This window comes from Mesorhizobium sp. WSM4816, from assembly GCF_055811535.1.
Genome location: NZ_JBVVQR010000038.1, coordinates 1 through 14744, shown reverse-complemented (window position 1 = coordinate 14744; position 14744 = coordinate 1). Strand labels below are relative to the sequence as shown.

Sequence of the window (14744 nt, the reverse complement as noted above, 5' to 3'; positions counted from 1 at the left end):
GGTCGACTCCTCGCTTGACCAATTCCCGACACAGGACTGCGCGTGGTGGTGATCCTGATTTCCTCGCCCGACAGCGTCGTGACGGCAGTGTATGACCCGCTCAATTCGATCTGTTGCATGTTCTCCGTATTTGCATGGTGGAAGCGCGGAAGGCTCCGCATGGTGGGTTGTGCCGGCGAGACTTGAACGCGCTCTGGCGGTCGTACCGCACAGTGTTCTGATGGTGTTTGAAGGAAGCCCCCACCCCAGCACGCCCGTTTTGGGCCAAGCACACCGGGGCAGGGGAAGTCACTCGGGCTTAATAGAGCCCCTCGTTGCTGTCGCCGTTCTGCGCAATGTGCGCCGCCACGGCTTGGGCATGTCGATGCAGGGTCGACCAGTCGCCAGAGACCACGGCACGTCTCAGCGCCGGCATGTCGGCCTCGTCGACATAGAGGTGTATTGACTCATGGTGAGCCCTGCAGGCTTCAAGACGTTGCGCTCGATGTGCTGCGTGAAGGCTGCCTCGACCACCGCCACCTCGACGACGTCCACCTGGGCCGTCTCATGGCTCAAAGTGCCCGTGTCGATGTACTCGGCAATCGCTGCGTCTCTCACCTCAGAAGGGGCGTTAGTGTTGAAGCGATCCAGTGAGCGGTCATCCATATTCGCCTGCGTAGTGCTAATCGGCAACCAATTCGCCTGCGTTGTCCAAGTAGTGCCCCTATTCAGAAATTGCTAATGAAACACCACTGTGGTCCTATTAGGTGGAGTATTCAGCAACCGCTAATGAACGACCGCTGTCCCAGTAGGTGGGATTTGTGTCGCCTCCGCCTCACTCTTTCATGATCTTCTGAACCGTCGCGGTCGAGTAACCAACAGCCGCCGCAATCGCCCTGATCGAGGCACTCTCAGCCCGCATGTCGCGTACTCTCTGTTCAATCTCTTGGGTCACCGTCTTGGGTCTCCCAAGGTGGTCGCCTCGGGCCTTCGCCTTGGCGATGCCTTCCATCTGCCGTTCCTTCCTGAGGGCGGTCTCAAACTCTGCAATGCTGGCAAGGATGCCAAACATCAGCTTGCCGTGCGGCTTGGTCGTATCCAGCGACGGGTCGTTCAGCACCCGGAACCCGACCCCCCGCTTGTCGAGGTCTTCCACGATCTGGTGAAGGTGCGCCGCTGATCTCGCCAAACGGTCGACTTTCGTCACCGCCAGTGTGTCACCCTTCCGCACGAACCGGAGTGCTTCCGCCAGCTTCGGCCTGTCGTTGTCCAGCCCTGAGAGCCGGTCTTGAAAGAGGTGGTCTTCCGTCACCCCCGCCGCCCTTAGCTGGTCGATCTGAACTGCCGTGTTCTGGTCGGTTGTGCTAACCCGGGCGTATCCAACGATTGCCATGGTGTGAACTATCTCCTTAAAGCCAATGTTCACATTCATTACCTCACGCTAAGTTCACATTTCAACGGATCTGTGAGAAAAAGATCCCTTTGTTCACAGACCCGCCGCCGGCATGGTCGAGGGCTCGGCCCGGTGCCTTGCGACCTGATACGGTCCGACCACACCTGATGTGGATGAGCATCGAGCCGTTCCCCCTAGTCTCGCTAGCGGTAAAGACCTCCGCGTGCTCGGGTCCGCCTGTGGAGGAAATGAAGGGGCACGGGGGGTGCCACGCATGAGCCTGTTATCCGATGGGTCGTAAGAAAATTGGCCCGGATATTCCGACCCTCCTCTTGACCCGTTGAACCCGCTCACCCGAATTGTCTATCCGAGCTAGCTCAAGCGGCCGATTTGGGGGCGATCTATATCGGCTAGTAATGACCTGTCGCTTGACGCTGGGGTAGATTGGGTGGGCACGCGCGTCAGGCCGGAGTGTAGGCTGGGGTACGGAAGTCGCAATCTTTGAAGGTCCGTCCCCGGCCGCACTCTTGAGACACCCGCCCGGGTGGCCTTGGGGGGCGGCACTAGCCGGCGTAAGACTGACAGGGTGCCCAAGGCTCCGCTGTCTGGGTCCTGTCATCGCTCAGTCACTATTTAGTTGTGCTGCCACTGCACCCCGCGAAGGCAGCTCAAAGCAGCGGGGACTAACCCCAAGCCCCCCACCCGGTCCCCGCTGCTCATTTACCGGAACGCCGAAGGTCTAACCGACCCAGAGCGCCATCTTCAGCGCCCGTTCAGCGACCCTCGGCCGTGGCTCCTCCTAGTCCTCCCCGACGCTGCCTGAGGAGATCACCGACGCAAAGGCAACCCCTCAGGCACCCGCTCGTCGACCACAAACGCCCTCTGCCCGAGCCTGACGATCCCTTCGGCCGCTCCGTCAAGGCGACCGCATTACCTGCCTGGGCCATCCGATGTTGACCGCAACGGCAACCACCGCCGTTACCTGAAGCTCGCAGTCATCCGATTGCTCGACGACCCACGAAACAGCATTGGCGCTACCGCGAGACGAGCTCTGGCGCACCAACCGTGGGGTGAAGCGAGGCTGCCTAAGCTTTCCTGAGGGTGGCGTGTGGTGGAACCCGAGGGGGCACGGGGGTCTTCGCGCGAGCTGGCAATCCGATCCCCCGCTCAGAAATTTCTACCAAACATTCCGACCCGTTTCTTGGTACGATTTCGTACATTGATTTTGTCCCGCAAGGTGCAACACATAGGTAATTTGGGGTAGTGACCGGGGAACCGTCGGGTGAACGTTAAGACGACGAACGGGCGCACAGTCGAGGACCTTGTTATGGAGGTCATCGAGGCAGCCCCATACGGCGGAATCGTCTCCGTTAAGGCCACCATAGCAGCGGTGCGCGAAGATGGCCCCCATTGGGAAGTGACCGACTGTGATCTGATCGAGTTTATCGTGGAAGCGGCTCCGGCATTTGGGCGCGCGGTAGCCTTCGACCAACGCGAATGATCATCTAATGGCTCCCGGGCCAGGCCTTCGCGCTCAGAAATTTCTATCAAACATGCGGCCCCGCTTACGGAACCCTTTTTCAGTCGAAGAGTTGCGTCTGAAACTAGGTGGACCGTTATTGTAACCCGAGATAGGGACCGTGGCTTTCGCGAGTTGATCAGTTCGGAAGATAATCGTCGGAAGCTACGCAAGCGACTTAGTCTGGAGAACGATCGAACCTTGCCACCGAGGCTCGCCGCCTTGGCGGTGAAGCTTCGGGAGGCCCTTGAGCGGCGAGAGCAAGAATTGTCCGACGAGAACCCGGGCAGCCCTATCCAAAACATTCCTGACCCCTAACGGAACCATTCCGTGACCCGCGAGTTGCGGCTCGGGCGGGGTTGGGACATGCAGACATGGCGAAGCGTGACACAGCGGGGCACAGGACCCTTGCCGACGCCGTTCGCGAATTGATCGGCACCGAAGACAATCGTCGTCACGTACACAGGCTGTTGGGACTGGAGGTCGAACCAGAACTGACGCCAACCCTCGCTTCATTGCTTGAGGCGATCGGTAAGGCCAGTCGGGACGAAATCCCCTAGCTGCCCTAGATACCCCTTATGGCAATCCATTGGTTTCACCCTCCGGTCTATATTGAAACCGACAAACCTGGGCTCACCTACGTCTGCACCAATGTCGAAGGTGCCGCCGCGGAACTCATGAAGTGGACCAAGCGGGGACCAAAGTGGAAGGAGGCGGTCGAGGTCTGCATGGGTCTAATTGAAGGCGAGCGCACGCCCGACGACGTAAGGAAGGCAATCGAGGCTGCTGCCGAGGAGGAGGGGCTGCTACGCTCCTCTGATTAGGTCTTAATTGCGTATTGATTCTACCTCGGCTCAAGTCGGTCGTCGCTGCCGTGCAAATTTTGCTAGGGACGGCCCGACAGCCTATCGAGTGACTGTCGGGCCGCCGGGCCTAGCCAGCGCGGGGGGCGTTGGGGTCGCCGGCTGGGGCGAATTGTATGCCCCTTCATGCATCATTTCTAATTTAGTAAAATGGTCATGGTCCATTCCCCTAGTCATCAAATTGGATGAGCCTAGACTCGAACCTGTGCGTAAACGAGTGACTGCCGGTGAAGTCCCTTCATGGCAACCATCTGGTTCTCCCCTCCGGTGTTCGTGAAGACCGAACTGGTCGGTGTCAGCTATGCCTGCAACAATGTCCGAGGTGCCGCCGAGCAGCTCCTTAAGTGGCCCAGGAAGGGGACCCAAGTGGCAACGTGCGTCGGCCCTCTGCCTTGCAGCCTTAGGTCGCGAGGAGGTTGACCCCAAGGAGATACACGGCAGGCATTCGAGGATGCCGCTGAGGAGGCCAAGAAGCTCATCCCTCACCAAGCTGGTAGGTAGGGTCTCCTGTGTCCCTGTACCGCCCTCGGCCACAAGTTTGGAAAGTGCGTTACGGTTGGCCATGGTCAAAAAGGCGACAAGAAACAAGAAGGCAATTACGGAATCGCGCACACTCCCATAGTTAGTTATATACGCATGTATATATCCGTTTAAATCGTATAATTTATAGGAAATGAACAGAGTTATGGTCGCAAAACTAATGGCGCACACTATTAGCGGTATCGTTACCCACAGATTTTTGAATAACCGCTCCATTCAACGACTCCTGCTGATGTTTGGCCGCCGGCTGCGCTGCGCCCCCTGCGCACAAGGCAAGATGCCCGCTTTGAACGCCATCATAGCTGGTTTTGAGGCGGGTTACAGAGCAGCCGATTTCGAAGCGATCGTTCCCCGGAGCGTTTCCCCCGAACAAATGTCACTGGACGATTTGAGGGAAAGGCAACTGATTTTATTGAGCTTTTGGTGCCCCCGGACGGAATCGAACCGCCGACCTTCGGTTTACAAAACCGCTGCTCTACCAGCTGAGCTACAAGGGCACGGCGCTCCGGTTAGCATATTTGGTGCGCCAGTAAAGACAAAACTCCGTTTTGAGTGCGCTGGGGCAGCCGGCGCGGGCATCCTGAAAACGGCCAATTGGCTTCCTATATCGTTCTAAGGTGCAATCGCATGGGCGAGGGTGTCGCATGATCAGACTTGTCGTCATTGCCCTGATCGTCGTCGTGACCTGGTTCCTCCTGGTGAAGCTCATCAAGCTTTTGAAGAGCGCCAATGTCGACTGGACCGGAGTCACCACCATCATCGGCTTCATCGCGCTTGCCTTCTGGCTGCGCCACATCACCGGCATGGGCTGAGGCCTCCCGCCGCCGGACTGTCGATCGGCGCTCTCGCCGGTCGTAATTTGCGCGCCTGCCTGCAAACCTGTTCAGTTCGGCCGTTTTTGCGCTTTTGAAAAAATCCAAAAAAACCGTTGAACCTTTTTCCTTGCTGCAACGACTGATGGTCAAGAGGCGGGATGGATCGCCTCTCAGACAACGCAGCAAGGAGATCGTCATGTTGAAGCGCACCATCGTTTCCGGCCTCATCGCCACCACTGTCGCCGCCGCCATGCTGGCCGGCACCGTTCAGCCTTCGGCCGCCCATCACAAGCACCATCACAACAAGCACCTTGGCATCGGCATCGTCGCCGGCGTCGGCGGCTTCCTGCTCGGCAGCGCGCTCGCCCCGCCGCGCACCGTTTACATCGAGGAAAATGGCGGCTCATGGCACGTCCGGCGCTGCCTCAACCGCTATCAGAGTTACGATCCGTACTCCGACACCTATGTCGGCTACGACGGCTACCGTCACCGCTGCCGGCTTTGAGGGGAGGTGAACCGTTTCAGGCAAGGGAAAAAGGGGGCACCCACTGCCCTTTTTCAGCTGTCTGGGTTGCAAAATTGAACCCGGCACCGCGACCGGTTCCAGCGAGGGATGTACAGGGATTTTTCGACAGCTTAGTCTGGCGGTGAAGGCACCAGAGGGAGAGGGACGCTTGGACGAGCACGAACCCAAGCAAGAGCAGATTGAGACGGATTTCCGCAACGGCACGATCACCACCGTCGGCATTCTACTGGCTTTCTCGCTGGGCTTCATCACGCATTGGGCCGCCAACCCGCTCCCTTGGGAAATCTATCACCTGGCAGCCGTCGTGCCGATTTTGATAGGCATTGCCTTGCAGATACGAGCGCTGCGGTTGCTGCTCGACACAACGTCTCTACAGCGACGCGTCTATGAACGCGCCACCCGCATCTTCATCGCCGGCCTGATCTTCACCGCCTGCGGAGTTGGGCTGGCGATGCTGCTTGATTTCTACGACCTATCGACCAAGAGCGCGGTGCCCGGGGCCTAGCTCATCCTGACAGATGTCGCACCATTCGGCGCCGGTCAGCGCTGCCATGCGCTCGACGCCTATTTTCACCGCTGCATTGGTTGCGCCGGCCGCGGGCACGACCTGATCGTAGGCGCGCAGCGATACGTCGCAATAGACCGGCAACGGCGAGGCGAGGCCGAAGGGGCAGACGCCGCCAATCGGATGGCCAGTGATTTCGGCCACCTGCTCGGCATCGAGCATGCGCGGCTTGCCGCCGAATGCATCGCGCGATTTGCGATTGTCGAAGCGCGCGTCGCCGCGGGCGACGACCAGCATGGCCCGGTCACCGACGCGCAGGCAGATGGTCTTGGCGATCTGCCCCGGCTCGACGCCGTGCGCCTCGGCCGCGAGCGCGACGGTCGCCGAGCTTGTCGGCGTTTCGATCACCTCGATGTCGCGGGCATACTCGGCGAAGAAGGCTTTGACGGATTGGAGGCTCATGCGTCTTTCGGGCGTCGGCTGGCGGAAGGTGGACGCAAACTTGGCCGTAGCCGGGCGGCTGTCAAGGTGAGCGCGCAGCGCCAATCTCGAAGAGTGAACCCGGTTCGGCGGCGCGGCTTGGTGAAGAAGGGGGCGGCAGACCACCAATCATCCTGGTTATTTCCGCTGCCGCATCGCGCACCAGCGGGCCGATCTCGGCCAGCCGCTGCGGCGTGACCCGCACCGTCGGTCCCGAAACAGACACGCCGCCGATCGGCTCGCCGAACTCGTTGAAGATGGCCGCGGCAACGCAGCGCATGCCGGGGTGCCGTTCCTCGTCGTCGACCGACCAGCCGCGCAGCTTGATCGTCACCAGATCACGGGCCAGCGCCGAGACGTCGGAAAGCGTCTTTTCGGTGAAGCGCTCCAGCCCGGTCCGGCGCAGGACGGCGCCGACGCGCTGCGGCTCGAGATGCGCCAGCACCGCCTTGCCGATGCCCGATGCATGGAAGGAACTGCGCGTGCCCGGCCGGAAGAAGGCGCGGATCGCCTGATGCGTCTCGACCTGGCTGACGAAGACGACGCAATCGTCCTCGGCGACGCCGAGATTGGCGGTCTCGCCGGTCTTCTCCATCAATTCCTGCATGACAATGCGGGCGCGGTCGACCAGCTTGCGGCGGCGCAGGAACGCCGCGCCCATGCGATAGGTCTCGACGCCGATCGACCACAGCTGGTCGCTGCTGTCGAACTCGACCATGCCGTGGTTTTCCAGCGTCGTCAGCATGCGGTAGGCGGTGGAGGCGGGGAGGCCGCTCTGCGCGGCGATCTCGCTCAGCGACAGGCCGCTGCCTTCGGCGACGATGGCCAGGATGCGCAGCGCCCGGTCGAGCGACTGCACCGAAGCCGCCTCGGCCGGGCCGTTGAAGGCGCGCGGCCGTCCGCGCTGGCGTTTTTCGGCGGTTTCCATAGTGGCATTCTTGCCGATTTCGCCAAATGCGCAATGAACAAGTTTTTCACTTATTTGCCAAGGGAATTTCGTGGAAAACAGGAAATCCAATTAAATCAGTATATAACAGCCGTTTCCTGAAAATGAAAAAATATTCTGAAAAAATTGAAAAATAAGTGACGCGCTGCCATTCTCGGCCATCAACAATTCCGTGGAGGCTGACATGGCCAGGATGCGCGCAGTCGACGCAGCGGTTCTCGTTCTGGAAAAGGAAGGCATCTCCTGCGCCTTTGGCGTGCCGGGCGCTGCCATCAACCCGTTCTATTCGGCGCTGAAGGCGAGGGCTACGATCCGCCATATCCTGGCGCGCCATGTCGAGGCGGCCTCGCACATGGCCGAAGGTTATACCCGCGCCATATCAGGCAATATCGGCCTGTGCATCGGCACTTCGGGTCCAGCCGGCACCGACATGATCACCGGCCTCTATTCGGCCGCGGCCGATTCCATCCCGATCCTCTGCATCACCGGCCAGGCGCCGCGGGCGCGTCTCAACAAGGAGGATTTCCAGGCCGTCGACATCGCCGCCATCGCAGCACCCGTCGCCAAATGGGCAGTCACCGTCATGGAACCCTATCTGGTGCCGATGGCGCTGCAGAAGGCGTTCCACCTGATGCGCTCGTCGCGGCCGGGGCCGGTTCTCATCGATCTGCCGGTCGATGTGCAACTGGCCGAGATCGAGTTCGACATCGACGCCTATGAGCCGCTGGTGCCGTTCAAGCCGGCAATGTCGCGCGGCCAGGCCGAGAAAGCGCTGAAAATGCTCAACGCGGCGGAAAAACCAGTCATCGTTGCCGGCGGCGGCATCATCAACGCCGATGCCTCGGATCTGCTGATCGAGTTCGCCGAAGTCACCGGCGTGCCGGTGATCCCGACGCTGATGGGCTGGGGCGCGATCCCCGACGACCACCGGCTGATGGCCGGCATGTGCGGGCTGCAGACATCGCATCGCTACGGCAACGCGACGATGCTCGAGGCCGATTTCGTCTTCGGCATCGGCAACCGCTGGGCCAACCGCCACACCGGCTCCGTCGACGTCTACACGAGGGGCAAGAAATTCATCCATGTCGACATCGAGCCGACCCAGATCGGCCGTGTCTTCGCGCCGGACCTCGGCGTCGTTTCGGATGCCGGTGCGGCGCTCAAAATGCTGCTCGACGTCGCCACCGAGTGGAAAACGGCTGGAAAACTGCGCGACTGGTCGGGTTGGGCCAGGGAATGCCAGGGCCGCAAGAAGACGCTGAAGCGCAAGACGCATTTCGACCAGGTGCCGCTAAAACCGCAGCGCGTCTACGAGGAGATGAACAAGGCATTCGGCCGCGACACCACCTATGTCACCACGATCGGGCTTTCGCAGATCGCCGGCGCTCAGTTCCTGCATGTCTACAAGCCGCGCAACTGGATCAATTGCGGCCAGGCCGGCCCGCTCGGCTGGACGCTGCCGGCCGCACTTGGCGTTCGCGCCGCCGATCCGCAGCGCAACATCGTGGCGTTGTCCGGCGACTATGATTTCCAGTTCATGATCGAGGAACTGGCGGCCGGCGCGCAGCACAGATTGCCCTTGATCCATGTCGTCGTGAACAATGCCTATCTCGGCCTCATCCGCCAGGCGCAGCGCGGCTTTTCGATGGATTTCGAGGTCAGCCTCGCCTTCGAGAACGTCAACCGGAAGGACGATCCCGAGGCCGGCTACGGCGTCGACCATGTTGCTGTCGCCGAGGCCATGGGCTGCAAGGCGGTCCGGGTGCGCAGGCCGGAGGAATTCGCCGGCGCCTTCAAGCAGGCGCAGCGCCTGATGAAGGAGCACCAGGTTCCGGTCGTGCTCGAATTCATCTTGGAGCGCGTCACCAATGTTTCGATGGGCACCGAAATCGACAAGATCACCGAATTCGAGGACCTTGCCGAACATCATGAAGACGCGCCGACGGCGATTGTCATGCTGGACTGAACGGAGAAAAAGAATGCCACGGTTTTCAGCCAACCTCTCGATGCTCTTTGGCGAGCACGATTTCCTCGACCGCTTCGAAGCCGCCGCCCGCGCCGGTTTTGGGGGTGTCGAATATATCGGCCCTTATGACCATGCGCCCGATGTCGTTGCGGCGAGGCTGAAGAAGAACGGCCTGACGCAGGTGCTGTTCAACCTGCCGGCCGGCGACTGGGGCAAGGGCGAGCGCGGCATTGCGGTGTTGCCGGATCGCATTCCCGAGTTCCGGCAAGGCATCGCCAGGGCGATTACCTATGCGCATGCGCTGGGTTGCGAACAGGTCAACTGCCTCGCCGGCATCGCACCGCAAGGTGTCGAGCGTTCGGTGCTGGAAGATGTCTTCGCCGAAAACCTGGCTTTCGCGGCCGAGAAGCTGGAGCAGGCCGGCGTGAGGCTGCTGATCGAGCCGATCAACACCCGCGACATTCCGGGCTTTTTCCTCAACTATTCGGACCAGGCACTGGCGCTCATCGACCGCGTCGGCTCAAAGAACCTGTTCCTGCAATATGACATCTATCACATGCAGATCATGGAGGGCGATCTCGCCCGCACCATCGAGGCAAACCTCGACCGCATCGCGCATATCCAGCTTGCGGACAATCCCGGCCGCCATGAGCCGGGGACGGGTGAGATCAATTTTCCTTTTCTGTACAGCCACATCGACCGCATCGGCTATACCGGCTGGGTAGGGGCGGAATACAAGCCGAAGGGCGGGACGGAAGCCGGCCTGGGCTGGTTCCGGGAGTTTGTCGGGCAGGCGGCGGCGTAGGGGACGTTTACAATTGACGTCGAGTTCCTTCGCGCCCCCCTCTGGCCTGCCGGCCATCTCCCCCACGGGTGGGGAGATTGGACGTCACCGCCGCTTTCGCCAATTTTCGAGGTTGGAAAAGTAGAAGCCGGCGCCGGAACTGCCGATCTCCCCACCTGTGGGGGAGATGGCCGGCAGGCCAGAGGGGGGCGCGACGGAACGCGGCCTTAACAAGGAAAATACCAGGGAGAAACAACAATGGACACCATCGGTTTCATCGGCCTCGGCATCATGGGTGCGCCGATGGCGGGGCATCTGCTCGACGCCGGCTACACCGTCGTCGCCAGCGACCATCGCTCGAAACCGCCGGCCGATCTCATCGCCGAGGGTCTAAAAACCGTCTCCGGCCATCACGCCGTGGCACATGCCGCCGACGTCGTCATCACCATGGTTCCCGACACGCCTGAGGTGGCCGACGTGCTGTTCGGCGACAACGGCGTCGCCTCGGGTTTGACCGCGGGCAAGCTGGTCATCGACATGAGCTCGATCTCGCCGATCAAGACCAAGGAATTCGCCACAAAAATCAACGATCTCGGCTGCGACTATCTCGACGCGCCGGTGTCGGGTGGCGAGGTCGGCGCCAAGGCCGCGTCGCTGACCATCATGGTCGGCGGCGAGGAAAAGGCCTTCGAGCGCGCCAGGCCGGTGTTCGAGAAAATGGGCAAGAACATCACGCTGGTCGGACCGAACGGCGTCGGCCAGACCACCAAGGTCGCCAACCAGATCGTCGTCGCGCTGACCATTGAAGCAGTCGCGGAAGCGCTTGTTTTTGCATCGAAAGCCGGCGCCGACCCGGCCAAGGTACGGCAGGCGCTGATGGGCGGGCTGGCCGCCTCGCGCATCCTCGAAGTGCATGGCGAGCGCATGATCAAGCGCAGCTTCGCGCCGGGCTTTCGCATCGAACTGCACCAGAAGGACCTTAATCTCGCGCTGGAAGGGGCAAAGGCGCTTGGCGTGGCGCTGCCCAACACCTCGACGACGCAGCAATTGTTCAACTCCTGCGCGGCCAACGGCGGCGCCAAGGAGGATCATTCGGCGCTGGTCAAGGCGCTGGAGCGAATGGCGGGATATGAGTTAGGGGAGTAGGGGAATAGGGGAATAGGGCAGTAAGGCAGTAAGGCAGTAGGGCAGTAGGGCAGTAGGGGGAGGGTCTATTCACGGCATCCGACAAACTGCACCTCCCTACTCCCTTACTGCCTTACTGCCTTACTGCCCTAAAAAATTCCTCGCCGCATAAAGGCTCACCGCCGCCGCATTCGACACGTTGAGCGAGCGGATGGCGCCGGGCATGTCGAGCCGGGCGAGCGTCGTCACCGTTTCACGGGTCTTCTGGCGCAGGCCCTTGCCTTCGGCGCCCAGCACCAATGCGATCTTTTCTCCCGAAAAGCTCTTTTCGAGTTCCGCCGGTCCGTCCGAATCGAGGCCGATGGTCTGGAAGCCGGCCTCGTGCAATTGGCCGAGCGCGTCGGCGAGGTTCTTCACCTCGATCTGGTCGATATGCTCCAGCGCCCCGGAGGCCGACTTTGCCAGCACGCCGGATTCATTCGGACTGTGGCGCGCCGTGGTGATCAGCGCGCCGGCGCCGAAGGCGACCGCCGAGCGCAGGATCGCGCCGACATTGTGCGGATCGGTGACCTGGTCGAGGACCAGCACCAGCGTGGTATCGCCGAGCGCATCGAGGCGCTTGGGTTTTAGCGGCTCGGCTTCGATCAGCACGCCCTGATGCACGGCGTCAGAGCCGGTGACCTTGTCGATGTCTTTCGGCTCGACCATCTCTGTCTCAAAGGGCAGGGCGGTGAGGTCGGCGATAGCCAGCCGCTCGGCGGCGTTGCGCGTCACCAGCATCTTCTTGATCCGCCGGCGCGGATTGTCGAGTGCTGCTCGCACCGTGTGCAGGCCGTACAGCCGCACCAGCCCATCCGCGACGGTCTCTCCTGGTGGTACCGGCTGGCGCGGCCTGACCGCCGGCGCGCCGCCGCTCTTCTCGTCGCGATGCGCGCGGCGCAGCTTGGCGTAGTGGGTGTCTTTCGGGGTCTTGGGCTTGTTGTCGTTGCTCATGGCCGGTTCTATAGCCGTGTCGTTCGCCTATGGATACAGCCGCAAAACCCTGCTCGTCGGGTCGTCAACAAATTCAGCGCGTTTTGCCGGGATGTTGCGGTTGACAGTTTTGGGCGCTGCCGCCATAAGGCGCTTCGCGACGGGCTGCTCCTGCGGCCGCGACGCGTCGATGCCTCGTTGCATGGCTCCGGCGGCAGACTGGAGAGGTGCCCGAGTGGTTAAAGGGGACGGACTGTAAATCCGTTGGCTATGCCTACGTTGGTTCAAATCCAACCCTCTCCACCACTGCCGGCCCGGAAGCCCTGAAACGCAAGCCTCGGACCGAAAAGTGCATAGCGGTTTTCGGGTGAAATGCGCGGGTATAGCTCAGTGGTAGAGCAGCAGCCTTCCAAGCTGAATATGCGGGTTCGATTCCCGCTACCCGCTCCAAGCATGCTGTTGAAGTCATTATCGAAAATAACTTCCTTGAAAATGCGCCTTGTCACTGCGTGTGCTGAGCGGCAATGCCGTCAGCCACATCGCCAGGTCTTCAGTCGGCGCCCCCGGCAGCATGCTCTTCATATTGAGGCAGGTCGTCGGCGATCGTGAACCACTTCGCCTTGGAGCCGACAAAGATGTGCTGCGTTGGACGGATGGCCGGTTCGTCGACGAGGGTTCCCATGGTGATGTGGACGAAGGCGCCGTCGCGGACGACCGAGTAGAGCAATGAGCCGCAGGTCTTGCAGTGCACGTTGTGGCCGGTCTCCTCGCCAAAGATCAGGAGGTTGTCCTCGCCCTTGGTCAGGCTCAGTCTCTCACGCTCGATGCCGGCAAACGGCTTGAAGGCCGAACCGGTGGTGCGCCGGCAGTCCGAGCAGTGGCAGTTGGCGGCGTAGATGAACTCGTCGGCCACCGCGTATTGCACGGCGCCGCACAGGCATTTTCCGGCAAGCATGCGATTGCCGACGTTCTCCTGGCTTGTCACAGGTTTCTCCATTTTTTGCGGGCAGCGGCCAAGTTGAAAATCTGTGGTCCGTTGTTTTGGTCACCACTGCCCAAATTATGCGACGACGGTCAGCCGGCGCCGGCGTTCGTCGAGCGACACGATGGTCAGCCCGCTGGCCACCACCAGCAGGATACCGCCGATCGCCAGTGCGTTCGGCAATTGCTGGAACACCACCAGGCCGGAAATGACCGCCCAGACGGTGAAGCAGTAGTAAAACGGCGCCACGACGCCGGTTGGCCCGACGCGATAGGCCATGAAGATGAAGAAATGGCCAAAAATTAGGAACAATCCGGCCCCGGCCATCAGCAGCAAATGATGCGTCTCGGGCATCACCCAACGCTCCGACATCAGATGCGCGACGCCCGATCCGACCAGCACCACCACCACCGCGGAAATTGCGACGATCATGCCAGGCACGTCGGCTGCGACCCGCCGCCCGGCGAGATCGCGCGCGGCGGCGAACGCCGCGTTGCCGAGCGCCAGCAAGGCGTAGACCGAGATTCCCTGCATCGTCGGCTGCGCCACCATCACCGCGCCGATGAAGCCGAGCCCGATCAGCGCCATGCGCAAGCCGCCGATCCGCTCGCCGAACAGGACAGAGGAGCCAATCAGCATGAGCAGGGGCGTGATCTGTCCCAGGGCGGTCGAATCGGCGATCTGCATGTTGGCAAGCGCCACCACGTAGCAAAGGATTGCCGCCAGCTCGAGCAGGTTTCTTTGCAACACTCTCCTGTCGAGGATCAGCGGGATCTGCCTGGCGTAGCCCAGCGCAAACAGCAACGGGATTCCCCACAACGTTGCCGCCGTCCCGCGCAGAAACAGCACTTCATAGGGCGGCAGCCCAACCGTCGCGAGCTTCAACATGGTGTCGTTGGCGACATAGGACCCGGTCGACAGGATCATGAACAGCGGGCCGCGGATGGCGATCGGAATGAAATGCATCGTATCAGGAAATCAGACCGGCGTCACACCGGCAATGGGCCAGATCCGGCAGTAAATCCGGCAAGGCGGACAGGCGGAAGCGGCGATGTCCATTCGCTGAATGGCGATACCCGCGGAACCTATCTTTGGCCATTCCATTTCTTCTTGTTCGTTCCTATATCCGCGCCACATCCCCGAAAACCGGATGCTGGGTTCAGACCGGGTGAGAAAGCCCCGGCCACAAGACACTTGTGTTTTTCGGCCGCAGTCGCTAATCGCCCCGCATTCGACTGAACTGAAGGTCCAGGCCGTCCAAGGAAAGAGACTATGGCAAAAGGTAAATTCGAGCGTACAAAGCCTCATGTGAACATCGGCACGATTGGCCATGTCGATCATGGCAAGAC

At 61.1% G+C, this 14744-nt stretch carries 16 protein-coding genes, 3 tRNA genes and 1 pseudogene; 12 read left to right on the top strand and 8 right to left on the bottom strand.

Translation table 11 applies throughout. The features are described from left to right. Nucleotides 1–402: 402 nt before the first annotated feature. Entirely contained in the window at nucleotides 403–645 is a 243-nt protein-coding gene (locus AC0L3H_RS27610; protein ID WP_473587576.1) for a hypothetical protein, read from the bottom strand. A 169-nt stretch (nucleotides 646–814) separates the two neighbouring features. Further along, complete coding sequence (locus tag AC0L3H_RS27605) at nucleotides 815–1405, bottom strand: recombinase family protein (protein ID WP_473587575.1); 591 nt, start codon at nucleotides 1403–1405, stop codon at nucleotides 815–817. Between the two features lie 1294 nt (nucleotides 1406–2699). On the opposite strand from AC0L3H_RS27605, the gene AC0L3H_RS27600 reads away from it, so the two are divergent. From AC0L3H_RS27600 to AC0L3H_RS27590, 3 genes are all read left to right on the top strand, one after another. Then, a complete protein-coding gene (locus AC0L3H_RS27600; RefSeq protein WP_254027199.1) occupies nucleotides 2700–2873 on the top strand; it encodes a hypothetical protein in 174 nt (57 codons plus the stop codon). A 392-nt stretch (nucleotides 2874–3265) separates the two neighbouring features. Then, entirely contained in the window at nucleotides 3266–3451 is a 186-nt protein-coding gene (locus tag AC0L3H_RS27595; RefSeq protein ID WP_287062051.1) for a hypothetical protein, read from the top strand. An 18-nt stretch (nucleotides 3452–3469) separates the two neighbouring features. Further along, entirely contained in the window at nucleotides 3470–3715 is a 246-nt protein-coding gene (locus AC0L3H_RS27590; protein WP_473587574.1) for a DUF982 domain-containing protein, read from the top strand. A 1000-nt stretch (nucleotides 3716–4715) separates the two neighbouring features. Here the strand turns inward: AC0L3H_RS27590 and AC0L3H_RS27585 are convergent. Then, a tRNA-Thr gene (locus AC0L3H_RS27585) sits at nucleotides 4716–4791 on the bottom strand. Nucleotides 4792–4938: 147 nt separating this feature from the next. On the opposite strand from AC0L3H_RS27585, the gene AC0L3H_RS27580 reads away from it, so the two are divergent. The 3 genes from AC0L3H_RS27580 to AC0L3H_RS27570 all read left to right on the top strand — a co-directional run bounded on the left by AC0L3H_RS27580 (nucleotide 4939) and on the right by AC0L3H_RS27570 (nucleotide 6140). Beyond that, nucleotides 4939–5106, top strand: a complete 168-nt coding sequence (locus AC0L3H_RS27580) for a hypothetical protein (RefSeq protein WP_473587573.1) — start codon at nucleotides 4939–4941, stop codon at nucleotides 5104–5106. A 199-nt stretch (nucleotides 5107–5305) separates the two neighbouring features. Then, nucleotides 5306–5614, top strand: coding sequence for a BA14K family protein (locus tag AC0L3H_RS27575; protein WP_473587572.1), 309 nt, complete (start codon nucleotides 5306–5308; stop codon nucleotides 5612–5614). Between the two features lie 169 nt (nucleotides 5615–5783). Next, nucleotides 5784–6140, top strand: a complete 357-nt coding sequence (locus tag AC0L3H_RS27570) for a hypothetical protein (protein ID WP_473495596.1) — start codon at nucleotides 5784–5786, stop codon at nucleotides 6138–6140. Here AC0L3H_RS27570 and AC0L3H_RS27565 read toward each other — a convergent pair. Beyond that, a complete protein-coding gene (locus AC0L3H_RS27565) occupies nucleotides 6108–6602 on the bottom strand; it encodes a YbaK/EbsC family protein (protein WP_473587571.1) in 495 nt (164 codons plus the stop codon). The genes AC0L3H_RS27570 and AC0L3H_RS27565 overlap by 33 nt on opposite strands. Before the next feature lie 61 nt (nucleotides 6603–6663). Further along, nucleotides 6664–7548 (bottom strand): HTH-type transcriptional regulator BhcR, encoded by an 885-nt coding sequence (gene bhcR / locus AC0L3H_RS27560; RefSeq protein ID WP_473587570.1) that lies wholly within the window; start codon nucleotides 7546–7548, stop codon nucleotides 6664–6666. A 202-nt stretch (nucleotides 7549–7750) separates the two neighbouring features. On the opposite strand from bhcR, the gene gcl reads away from it, so the two are divergent. From gcl to AC0L3H_RS27545, 3 genes are all read left to right on the top strand, one after another. After that, nucleotides 7751–9532 (top strand): glyoxylate carboligase, encoded by a 1782-nt coding sequence (gene gcl / locus AC0L3H_RS27555; protein WP_473587569.1) that lies wholly within the window; start codon nucleotides 7751–7753, stop codon nucleotides 9530–9532. Nucleotides 9533–9545: 13 nt separating this feature from the next. Then, on the top strand, nucleotides 9546–10337 hold the full coding sequence (hyi, locus tag AC0L3H_RS27550) for a hydroxypyruvate isomerase (protein ID WP_473587568.1): 792 nt from the start codon (nucleotides 9546–9548) through the stop codon (nucleotides 10335–10337). A 237-nt stretch (nucleotides 10338–10574) separates the two neighbouring features. Further along, the gene (locus AC0L3H_RS27545; protein ID WP_473587567.1) at nucleotides 10575–11462 is read left to right on the top strand and encodes a 2-hydroxy-3-oxopropionate reductase; all 888 of its coding nucleotides are present in this window, start codon (nucleotides 10575–10577) and stop codon (nucleotides 11460–11462) included. A gap of 120 nt (nucleotides 11463–11582) precedes the next feature. Here the strand turns inward: AC0L3H_RS27545 and AC0L3H_RS27540 are convergent, their stop codons facing one another. After that, entirely contained in the window at nucleotides 11583–12434 is an 852-nt protein-coding gene (locus AC0L3H_RS27540) for a TrmH family RNA methyltransferase (RefSeq protein WP_473587566.1), read from the bottom strand. Nucleotides 12435–12634: 200 nt separating this feature from the next. Between AC0L3H_RS27540 and AC0L3H_RS27535 the strand changes: the two genes are divergently transcribed. Together AC0L3H_RS27535 and AC0L3H_RS27530 are read left to right on the top strand one after the other, a co-directional pair. Then, nucleotides 12635–12719 (top strand) — tRNA-Tyr (locus tag AC0L3H_RS27535). A gap of 70 nt (nucleotides 12720–12789) precedes the next feature. Further along, a tRNA-Gly gene (locus tag AC0L3H_RS27530) sits at nucleotides 12790–12863 on the top strand. 100 nt (nucleotides 12864–12963) lie between these two features. Here the strand turns inward: AC0L3H_RS27530 and AC0L3H_RS27525 are convergent. Beyond that, nucleotides 12964–13410, bottom strand: a complete 447-nt coding sequence (locus AC0L3H_RS27525) for a GFA family protein (protein ID WP_473587565.1) — start codon at nucleotides 13408–13410, stop codon at nucleotides 12964–12966. A gap of 63 nt (nucleotides 13411–13473) precedes the next feature. After that, nucleotides 13474–14361, bottom strand: a complete 888-nt coding sequence (locus AC0L3H_RS27520) for a DMT family transporter (protein ID WP_473587564.1) — start codon at nucleotides 14359–14361, stop codon at nucleotides 13474–13476. 306 nt (nucleotides 14362–14667) lie between these two features. Here AC0L3H_RS27520 and AC0L3H_RS27515 point away from each other — a divergent pair. Continuing rightward, nucleotides 14668–14744 (top strand): annotated as a pseudogene (locus AC0L3H_RS27515) (GTP-binding protein); the annotation flags it as partial.